The organism is Proteobacteria bacterium CG1_02_64_396, from assembly GCA_001872725.1.
Lineage (GTDB): Bacteria > Pseudomonadota > MNWR01 > CG1-02-64-396 > CG1-02-64-396 > CG1-02-64-396.
Window position 1 is genome coordinate 18,252 of the sequence record MNWR01000034.1, and the last position, 10,298, is coordinate 28,549.

The following is a 10,298-nucleotide window of genomic DNA, read 5'->3' on the forward strand; positions in this document are numbered from 1 at the left end:
GAAAACGCTGAAAAAGAGCCTCCTGCCTTTTTCAACGACGCTGCGCAAAAACCAAACGTAGGTGCCGTGAGGCGACGTGGTTTTGCTTCGTTCTCAAAATAGGCTGCTTGCGCTCCCGGTTGTGGCGGTCTATCCACGGATCGCACAGAAGCGCCCTTACACCTCGACCCGGTGTTGGAGCGGCCCCGCTCCCCCCCCCAACCGGGGTGCCTGGGCAATGGCAAGGCGCAGGTAGCTCCGAGCCGACGCCACCGCCTCGTGCACCGTTGCCCCCCAGGCCAGGCGGGTGGCGATGGCCGAAGCCAGGGTGCACCCGGTGCCATGCAGGGGGCGCTGGCCGATGCGCAATCCCCGCCACACCTGGACCCCAGCCTCCCGAGACCAAAGCACGTCGATCAATTCAGCCCCAGTTCCATGCCCCCCTTTGAGGAGCACATGGGGCACCCCGTAGCGCGCCCCCAAGGTGGCGGCGGCCTGAATCATCGCCCTTTCACCCTCCCCAACCTCGTGCCCTAAAAGCCTTGCCGCCTCGGGAAGATTGGGCGTCACGAGGGTCGCCAACGGAAAGAGCAGCCGGGTTAGATCCTCCAGGGCGTCGTCGTCGAGCAGCCCCCCCCCGCTGGTGGCCGCCATGACCGGATCGAGCACCAGCACCCCGCCCCGCCCCGCCAAAACCCCCGCCACCGCCGCGATCACGGCGCGGTTGCCGAGCATGCCGATCTTGATCGCATCGGCGCCGATGTCATCGAGACAGGCGGCGATCTGGGCGGCGACCCATTCGGGGGGCAAGGGGTGGACGGCGTGAACCGCCAGGGTGTTCTGCACCGTGACGGCGGTGATCGCCGCCATCCCGTACCCCCCCTGGGCCTCGATGGTTTTGAGGTCGGCCTGAAGCCCCGCCCCACCCGACGGGTCGGACCCGGCAATGGTCAGCACCCGACCACGACGGGGGATGGCGCTCATTGGGTCACCACCACGGGGAAGTCGGGGACGGTGCTCGGCTTGGTGGTGGTCGGGGTTTGCTGACCGCCGGTCAGCTCCTTCACCCGCTCCGAGAGATAGAGATCGAGCATGTTGATCGTGATCCTGCCGGTATGGCGGAAGTCGGCCCGCCCTTCGATCCCCTCGATCAACGCCTTGGTGAAAGCACCGTTGCCCCATTTTGGATCTTCGAGCGAATACTGGTTGCCGGTTGAGGAGGCGAAGACCACCGCGCCGGTCTCGGCGGTTGAAAGCTCGTTCACCACCGCGTTGATGTCGGCCACCCCTCGGCGGCTGCCCATGACATTCCCCGAATGGCAGGTATCGACGAAAAACAGCGCCTTGCCCGCCAGGTTTTCGACCGTCTTTTTGATTTCGAAGAAGGGGACTCCGGTGCGGCGCAGCCGGTCGAGATTGGTGTCGACCGGCAGGTAGTAGTAGTCGCCGCTGGAATCGTTCACCCCGTGACCGGCCAAGAACAGGATGCCCACATCCTTGGCGGTGGTTTGACGCACCAGCCAATCGAGGCCGTCGAGGATGTTGTCGCCGGTGGCATCTTTGTCGGCGAGAACCCGCTCCTCCACCTCGCGGTAGAGCCTGCCCTCTTGCCGATGCAGGGCGGCTGCGAAATCGCGGGCATCCTTGGCGGCCAGACCCAACTTCAAATGGGGGTCGTCGTAGTCGGAAACCCCGATGGCCAACACATAGAGTTTGGGTTTGGCGACGAACGCTTCGTCCTGAATCTGCGCCTGCCCCCCCCAGCTCAGCTTCACCACCGCCGGATCGCTTGAGGCATAACGATTTTCGGCAATCAATGCCACGGTGCAGTCTTTATTGGGCACCGGCACCTCGATGGTCGACTCCCCATCCTCCCCTTTGCCTTTGATCGTCACCCCCCGTCCCCCGGTTGGAATGGCGGGGCGACCGTCGACGTAGGCCTTCACCCCGGTAACCGGCTCCCCCGAAGGGGTCGAAAGGCGGTAACGGATGACGACGCTGGCGGTGCTGAAGGTGGTACCTGCAGCGGGGGCGGTGATGCGAATATCGGGGGGGAGCAGCTTGCTCACCTCAATCTGAACACTCTTGCCCCCCCGTGTTTCGTTGGCCAGTTGCAGCGCCCGCTCGGCGCTCCCGGCATCGAGCACCCGGGCGATCACGTCGGGTCGGTAGAACTGCCCCCGGAATTTACTGGCGGGGTAGAAGATCGCCTCGCTGGTTTTGCCCCGATTCAGATGCCAGCCGATCAGGTTTTCGGCCCCAACGCTGGCGTCGAAGTAGCCGCTGGGGGTCCAGATGATCCAGCGAGTGGCGTCATTATGAACAAACAGGGCCAACTCCTCCTGCCCGTCGCTCATACGAAACCAGCGCACCGTGCCATCGCCCAGCGCCGCCACCCCCCAGCGCCCGTCGGCACTGACGTTCACTCCCCAGGGGGTGCTGGCCAGGTTCCGCCGCCACAACTCCTTACCCTGGGCATCGAAGTGGTAGAGGGTGAAATAGGCCCCCAACAAGAAGGAGCGATTGCCTGGCGCAATGGCCAAAGAGCGGGCGGTTTCGTACCGCTTGAGGGTGAGTTTGTTGCCATTGACGCTGGGGGTGTAGCTGTTGTCCCAACCCTGAACATCGAGCCCGGTGCGACGGGGGGCGATCATCTGTTGCCCCTCGATCTCCCCCACGATCAACGCCCGGGCATTCATGTCGAAGCCGATCTTGTTTTTGCTCCCCCAGGTGCGGTCGAAGGAGACCTGCGAACCGTCCAGGGAGATCAAAAACTGCCCGTCTTTCTTGTTGTAGCGCATGTCGGCGATATCCGATTCGCGCCGCCAGCGATCCCTGCCCGGAGGATCGATCACCGCCACGGTGGGATCGACCGAGCTCAAGGCCAGCCCCCCGTCGGCCAGCATCCGCATATCCATCACGGTGGTCTTGGCCCCTTTGAATTCGGTGGGGGTCTGGGTTGTGCCCCGCTCCCAGGCAAAGAGACAGTAGCTGTTGCTGGCATTGCCGAAGTGCCCCCCGGCGGCGTAGAGCACCTTGCCGTCGGGCGACCAGGCGACCGACGAAAGGGTGCCGTCGCCCAACGTACTGGTATCGGGGCTGGACTTCGCCGGGGTGTGATCGCCGAGTTTAAAAAGATCAACCTTGATGGTGTCGTTGTAGCCGACCGCGAAGAGATCCTGGCTGGGGTTGAAGGCGATCTGCATCGGCTTTTCGCCCCCCCCGGCCCGGAATGAGGCGATCCGATGGAATGTGCGGTCGTAGACACGGATCTTGCCGTCCCAAGCGGAGGTGAACAGTCGCCCGTCGGGGGAAAAACCGCAGAAATAGCTGTCGTCGCCGTAATCGCTGTCGTGGGCGATCTCGTTCCAGCTCCCGACCGCAAACGCCCGCATCCCCCCCGAATTGCCATAAATCGCCACCACGTGGTTTCCGTCGGGGGAAAACGCCAGGTTGTTGGGGGCGTTGGGCCCCTCGCCGAAGCGGGTCAGCATCCGCCCGCTTTCGCGGTCGAAGGCGTAGAGGATGATCTTCGAATCCCAGGCCCAACCGGTATAGCCCCCCACCACGATGGTGCCGCCGTCGGGGGAGATCGCCACGCAATAGATCTTCCCCTCCGCCCCCTCCCCCAGGGGGATGCGCATGGTTTTGAGCAAGGCACCGTCGGCGGCGTCCCACACCCGTATGGTTTTGTCCTCTGAAATACTCGCCACCCAACGCCCCTGGGCGTCGACCGCCAGACGGCGAACCATGGCGGTGTGCATCCCGGTCTCGATGCGCAGCACCGGATCGGTCGACGGCTCACCCGCATGGACGGATGGGGCAAAACAGGGGAGCAGGAGCAAAGCCAACGCGAGGAAACGGATCATGGAGGACTCGGCAGTTGTAGGTTGTTGGGACGACGAGGCAATGATGCTAATGGGGGATGCGGGGGGGGCAAGCGTGGCGTGGGGGATCGACCCGTCATCGCCCGAAGGTCGGGCTGTGGGCATCTCAAAAACCGAGGGAAGCGCCGACGGATTCGGAGGGTGGGCCGCGTCCAATTAAGGGGGGTCGAAAACCACCAGGAAGGCGGTTTTCGAAAGGTTTTCTCGCACGGCCACGACGAAAGAATTTCACCGGTTTGAAGGGTAGCAATCCAAGATTCATCGAGGCGGGGCGACGCTCCTACCCTACCAACCCACCCCGATGACCTACCCTTCCCCCCGCTCCAACCACATCGCATCCCCATACGAATAAAACCGGTACTCCTGGGCAATGGCGTGGCGGTAGGCGGCCAGGATCACCTCTGTTCCGGCAAAGGCGGCGACCAGGAGCATCAGGGTCGATCCGGGCAGATGAAAATTGGTGAGCATGGCGTCGACCACTCCGAAGCGATGGCCGGGGGTGATGAAGATGTCGGTCTGCCCGGCGCCGGGGATCACCCCCCCATTTCCATCGGCCCGGCTTTCGAGGGTGCGGACCACGGTGGTTCCCACCGCCACCACCCGCCCCCCTCGGGATCGAGTCTCTTCAATGGCGCGAGCGGTCGCCTCGGGAATCTCGAACCGCTCGCTGTGCATCTTGTGCTCTTTGAGGTTCTCGACCCGGATCGGGGCGAAGGTCCCCAGCCCAACATGCAGGGTGACGGTGGCGGTGTGCACCCCTTGCCCCTTCAACTGGGCCAACAACGCCTCGGTCAGATGCAGCCCGGCGGTCGGGGCGGCCACCGCACCGGGCGCCCTGGCGAACACGGTCTGGTAGCGCTCCCGATCCCCTTCACCCTCTTCACCGCCCCGAATGTAGGGGGGCAGCGGCACTCGGCCGATGCGATCGAGCGCCTCATAGGTCACCGGGGCGTCGCCCCGAAAACGGTACCGCCCCCCCCCGAGAACCTCGGCCACATGCCACCCCCCCAGCGGCGTCTCGATCCGCCCCCCCTCTTTGAGCGGTTTGGAGGATCGCGCCTGGGCCAGCGCCTCCCCGGCCGGGGTCAGCTCGGTCACCAGCATCTCGACCCGCCCCCCCGAGGGCTTCCAACCGAACACCCGGGCCGGAATCACCTTGGTGTCGTTGAGCACCAACAAATCGCCAGGGCGCAGCAACATTGACAAATCTTCACGGACCGACCCGTCGCGCAGGGGGGCACCGGGGGTTAGGATCAACAAACGGGCGGCATCCCGCTCCGGTAACGGATGCTGGGCAATCCGCTCGGGTGGCAATTCAAAGGTAAAATCGGCTAGCAGCAGGTCGCTCAAAACATGACCCTTCATGGCACTCAAAACGGGGCACATCCCCAGAAGTCTCCCCCCCCCGAGTCGGGAACGGCGGGGGAGTCTAGCGGCCCCAGCCACCGGGCTCCACAGGACGGAGCGAACCCCTTGGCCCCGATGCAACGGCTGGCCCAGGTCGGCATCGCCTTGTCGGCACAGCGCGACCTCGACACCCTGCTGGCCCTGATCGTCGAGGAGGCCTGCAACTTCACCGGCGCCGACGGGGGCACCCTCTACCTGCTCGGCAACGATCAACTCCACTTTTCGATCAGCATCAATCGCTCTCTGGGCATCAAAACCGGGGGACCGTACGGAAACGATCCCAACTTCCCCCCCCTGCCGCTCAATCCCACCTTCGCCGCCGCCTTCGCCGCCATCCATCACACCACGGTTCATATTCCCGACCTGGACGCCCCATCCGAATTCGACTTCAGCGGCCCCCGCCGCTTCGAGGCCCAGACCGGCTACCACGCCGTCTCGATGCTGGCCACCCCCATGCTCGACCACAAAGGGGAGCCGCTGGGGGTATTGCAACTGCTCAACGCCGTCGATCCCGCCACCGGCAAGCCCGGCCCGTTCCCCCTCGAAGCCAGGATGTTGGGGGAGGCGATGGCCAGTTTGGCGGGGGTCTCGATCCGCAACGTGCGGCTGATCCGGGCCAGCGAGGCGCTGTTCGAGGCGCTGCTTGAGGTGATGGCCACCGCCCTCGACGCCCGCAGCCGCTCGACCCACGGCCACGTGCGCCGGGTGGCCGATCTGACCCTGGCCCTGGCCGAGGCGATCGACGCCAGCACCGCCCCCCCCTTCGACACGGTCCATTTCGACAAAGAGCGGCTGCGCGAACTCAAGATTGCCGGACTGCTGCACGACATCGGCAAAATCGTCTCCCCCCCCCACATTATGGATAAAGCGACCAAGCTGGAGACGATCTTCGACCGCGCCGAGCTGATCCGTACCCGCTACCTGGCCATCGAGGCGCAAACCGAGGCGCGTCATTTGTGTGCCCGCCTCAACGGCCAAGCAGCGGGGGAGGAGGCGCTGGCCGCCGAGATCGCCGCCCTGCATGAGGAGCTCGATTTTGTGCTGGCCTGCAATCATCCGGGGGAGTGGCTCGACGACGCAGCATTCGACCGCTTGAAGGCGATTGCCGCCACCACCTATGTGGTCGCCGGGATCGAACGCCCCCGCCTAACCCCCGACGAACTCGAAAACCTGAGCATCCGCAAGGGGAGCCTGACCGAGGCCGAGCGCAAGCTGATGCAGAGCCACATCGAGGTCACCCAGCGGATGCTGGCCAAGATCCCCTTCCCCCGACACCTGGCCGGCGCCCCCATCTTTGCCGGCAACCACCACGAGGCGCTCGACGGCAGCGGCTACCCCCAGGGGCTCACCGGCTCGCAGCTCCCGCTGCAATCGCGGATGCTGGCGGTGATCGATCTGCTCGACGCCCTGACCGACCCCGACCGCCCCTACCGTAAGCAGATGCCGCTTGAGGAGGCCTTTGGAATCCTGCAATTGGAGGTCGACAAAGGGCGGCTCGACGGCGACGTGGTCCGTTTGCTGCGCGAGGAAAAGATCTTCGAGCGGTACCGGGAACAGTGGCGGGGGGGGGAGACTTCTTCGGCATTGTAGGCTGAGCAGACACACGACCAACGACTTCGGGCCACAAGGGGGATTCCCCCCACATCGTGGATGGATCCCGAATCCCCAGCCCTATCCCGTCACAACCGTTTCCTCCCCCCCCTAAAAAACACCCAACAAAACCACCCCTACCCGGCCTGAAAAAACCAACCTTTGTGCCCCCTCACCCCTCCCCCTCCCCCTCCATCAACCAAAACAGAAGGGGAAAAAACGTGGTATGGGAAGGTTGTGTCAATGAATCCCACCCCCCCCATTCAATGTTGATTAGGATCGGAGATTGCCCCCTACCCGATGTTCTTCAATCCACATAAGGCCCCCTTCGCACAATCGGCGCCCCAATCTTCGCCCCCGCCAGCAGCAAAAACCGGCACCCCTCGGGGCTGGCCCCCACCACGTCGGTACCCGGTCCGAATTCGGCCAGATCGCCGCTGAGCACCGGGTGCCCCTCCAGTCCAAACCGCGCTCCCCCCTCCAGCATATAGATCAGCACCGTATCCTGTGGGGCGACCCGGTGGTGGAAGAAGCCGCCGGTGTCGAGGGCGACGTCGAAGTAGTCGAAGGGGGTAGCGGGTTGGGCGGGGCCGGGGGTGCTGTCATAGCTGCCGCAGATCACCTTGATTCGGGCAGTATCCTCCAGAACCTCGGGCACCTCAGCGGCGCGGTGGTCCTGGTAGCGGGGTTCGCAGGCTTTGAGTTCGGGGGGGAGGTTGATCCAGAGCTGGATGCCGTGGGTGGTCGCGTCGCCCACCGGCATTTCGGAGTGGACGATCCCCTTGCCCGCCACCATCAGTTGTAGGTCGCCGGGGTGCAGGGTGCCGACGTTTCCGGCACTGTCCTCGTGAGCCATGGCCCCCGCCAGCACATAGCTGACCGCCTGAAAACCGCGGTGGGGGTGGGGGGGGAAGCCGGTGCCGGAGGGGATGAAGGCCTCGTCCAACAGCAGGAAGGGGTCGAGGTAGATCGCCTCCTGTGTGCCGATGGCGCGGCGCACCGTGACGCCTGCCCCCTCGGCCATCTCTTGGGCGCGGATGACCCGCTGGACTTCGCGTTCGCTCATGACTTCGGTGCCTCCTTGAGTTACGGGGGTGCGTCGGTCCCGAGCTTATTGAAGGACGGCGCGATTCAGTGGAACAACGGCAAATAATCCATCGCGCCGGGGCGGCGCTCCTACAAATTTCTGAATGGGACGGCTTTTGGGGAACATGCCCCCTTTCACCTGATAGGGGTCGGGAAGGGTTACCCCTCCCCGCCCTCCAAACCGTACGTGCGGCTCTCCCGCACACGGCTCTCCAGTCGGTGATTTCCTATGAAAACGCTGATTCAGGCCTTCTGCCTTGAATCAGCGTTTTCATAGGCGCCTCCTCCATTCGCGGACAGAACGCCGCTCCCACGGGCGCCGCGCCACCCTTTCGGATTGAAAAACAACAGCGGCCACGACGGAACGTGGTCCCCCAATAATTCCTCCACCCCACCCCACTCAAGGCACCCGACTCACACGCGCATAGCTGTAGCCCTCAAACCCCGACGCCTCGTGGGGGCGACCCTGGTGGGCATCGACCGCCTGCTGGTAGTCGGAGTAGCCGACCGATCCACCGTACTTCAGGGTTTGCAGCATCAAGGTGCTGTAGGTGGTTAGACGAAAAGCCGCCAGGGAGGTGGACAAGGCGGGCAACCGCAGCGAGGTGGCGCTGGACGGGGCGGTCAGGGTGTAGCTGTAGCGGTTCAGGTCGGGTGCGGCGGGTGATCTTGCCCCCACCCCGTAGACACCTTGCTAAGTTAGGGGTGGTATTGAGCCACCAGCAAGGTGACCATGACGACGAAAGCGATCAAGCAAAAGCGCACGCGCCATAGCGTGCAGTACAAGCTGCAGGTGGTAGAGCAGGCCCTTTCGGGGAACAAGCCCATTGCGCAGTTGGCCCGGGAACTGGGGCTTCATGCTCCTAACGCTCCAAGCCGACCGCGTCACTTTGCTGGAAAATCCGATGGTAGACCCCGTTCGTTTGCGATTTTCATCGCACAGAGTGGTCACGCACCCAAAAACAGGGACTCCTAGCGAGATTTTTACGCCATTTTTGTGGCGGGGGGAATTGTGCGGACGGGATGGCACGGATTCACTAACTCAACCCCCCGTTAGGGAATTCGGATGGGGCGACAATTGGACACCTCTAAAAACCCCCATTTCCAGAGAAAATATGCCTGTAAACAATTGATTTTACAGAGTAAATTTTTCGGAACCCGAAGTTTTTAGAGGTGCCCAACTAGGCTGAAAAGTGCCTGTACCGTCACTTCGCAAAATCCGATGGTAGACCCCTATGCCTGCTGGTGCCTCGTTCAATCTGGTTCTTGACCCTTTTCACTGGTTCTATCCACGACCAGTCCAAATATAATCCCGAGCATAATTAAATATCCAAACCAACCAACGCCAATGGTGATTGAGTTAATGAAAATGCAATTACAAAACATCTTTAAAACATGAGGAGCGATAGCAAATATACAGAAAAGCACTGCGCCCCAGGCCATCCCCTTTGTTACTACCATGTCACCGGCACTTTTCATGATCACCTACAGGATGGATTTTTATCCATATTGGAGGAATGAAATTTGTCCCAAACCCAGTCGGCAATTGCTTCCTGCACCGTTCTACCATCAGATAACGGAATTCCGTTAATTGCCATTCCAGCTTCCCATCCAGCAACAAATGCCGCAGTTAGCCCGATACCAACTACCATTCCGGCCCCACCCGATCCAACCGCCACCGTGCTCATGATGGCTGCAGTAGATGCTGCGCCAAACGAATCGATAGCATGGCCCACTGGGGATACAACAAAACCTGTGCTCTCAATCAAATAATTGACCAATGGAGCTGTGATACTTAACCCAATTTTTATTCCAATAATCTCGACCAAACCAAGTGGATCAATAAAATTCGCCGGATCCCCCAACACATACCCATACAAATTCCCATCCCCACCCGCAAACAAAATCGGATCCTTCGCCGTCCACCGTCCCGTTTGCGGATCGTAATCCCTAGCGCCAAAGCGAATTAGTCCGGTGTCTCCGTCTGCTATGCCCCCGGCAAACCCAAACGGCTGAAAGCCGGGATTGGAATCAAACAGCACATTCCCCCATTCGTCGTAATCAATCCGCTGCACCACCGTTCCATCGGCGGCGTTCACCACCAGCCTGGGGCTGCCCAGGTGGTCGGAAACAATCCGGTAGGTGACCCCGCCGCGCACCAGGTAATCGGGCACGTTGGCCTTTGAGCCGTAAACGAACAGGGAAACCACATTCCCCGCCCCATCCAATTCCGCCACCGGGTTGAGTTGATCCTGGTAGAGGAAGCCTTGGGTGAGCACCCCATCCACCTTCTTGCCCACCCGGCGATTGCGGCCGTCGATGATGTATTCGATGACGCGCCCAGTGGGC

The 10,298-nt window shown here is 62.4% G+C and carries 7 protein-coding genes and 1 pseudogene; 2 read left to right on the forward strand and 6 right to left on the reverse strand.

Features of this window, described 5'->3' with window-relative positions:
- Positions 1-156: 156 nt before the first annotated feature.
- On the reverse strand, positions 157-963 hold the full coding sequence (locus tag AUJ55_04430; protein OIO58912.1) for a bifunctional hydroxymethylpyrimidine kinase/phosphomethylpyrimidine kinase: 807 nt from the start codon (positions 961-963) through the stop codon (positions 157-159).
- Complete coding sequence (locus tag AUJ55_04435) at positions 960-3,845, reverse strand: hypothetical protein (GenBank protein ID OIO58919.1); 2,886 nt, start codon at positions 3,843-3,845, stop codon at positions 960-962. The genes AUJ55_04430 and AUJ55_04435 overlap by 4 nt, the downstream gene beginning before the upstream one ends.
- A 1-nt stretch (position 3,846) precedes the next feature.
- Between AUJ55_04435 and AUJ55_04440 the strand changes: the two genes are divergently transcribed.
- Complete coding sequence (locus AUJ55_04440; protein OIO58913.1) at positions 3,847-4,026, forward strand: hypothetical protein; 180 nt, start codon at positions 3,847-3,849, stop codon at positions 4,024-4,026.
- Between the two features lie 146 nt (positions 4,027-4,172).
- On the opposite strand, the gene AUJ55_04445 is transcribed toward AUJ55_04440, so the two are convergent.
- Positions 4,173-5,207, reverse strand: coding sequence for a tRNA preQ1(34) S-adenosylmethionine ribosyltransferase-isomerase QueA (locus AUJ55_04445; protein ID OIO58920.1), 1,035 nt, complete (start codon positions 5,205-5,207; stop codon positions 4,173-4,175).
- A gap of 141 nt (positions 5,208-5,348) precedes the next feature.
- Between AUJ55_04445 and AUJ55_04450 the strand changes: the two genes are divergently transcribed.
- Positions 5,349-6,863 carry a hypothetical protein gene (locus tag AUJ55_04450; GenBank protein ID OIO58921.1) on the forward strand — a complete coding sequence of 505 codons (1,515 nt, stop codon included), beginning with the start codon at positions 5,349-5,351 and terminating at the stop codon, positions 6,861-6,863.
- Between the two features lie 307 nt (positions 6,864-7,170).
- Here AUJ55_04450 and AUJ55_04455 read toward each other — a convergent pair whose 3' ends face one another.
- The 3 genes and pseudogenes from AUJ55_04455 to AUJ55_04465 form a co-directional block, all read right to left on the reverse strand.
- Entirely contained in the window at positions 7,171-7,929 is a 759-nt protein-coding gene (locus tag AUJ55_04455) for a hypothetical protein (protein OIO58914.1), read from the reverse strand.
- 420 nt (positions 7,930-8,349) lie between these two features.
- Positions 8,350-8,628: a hypothetical protein gene (locus tag AUJ55_04460; protein OIO58915.1), complete on the reverse strand. Its 279-nt coding sequence runs from the start codon at positions 8,626-8,628 to the stop codon at positions 8,350-8,352.
- Between the two features lie 802 nt (positions 8,629-9,430).
- Positions 9,431-10,298: pseudogene (locus tag AUJ55_04465) on the reverse strand (hypothetical protein).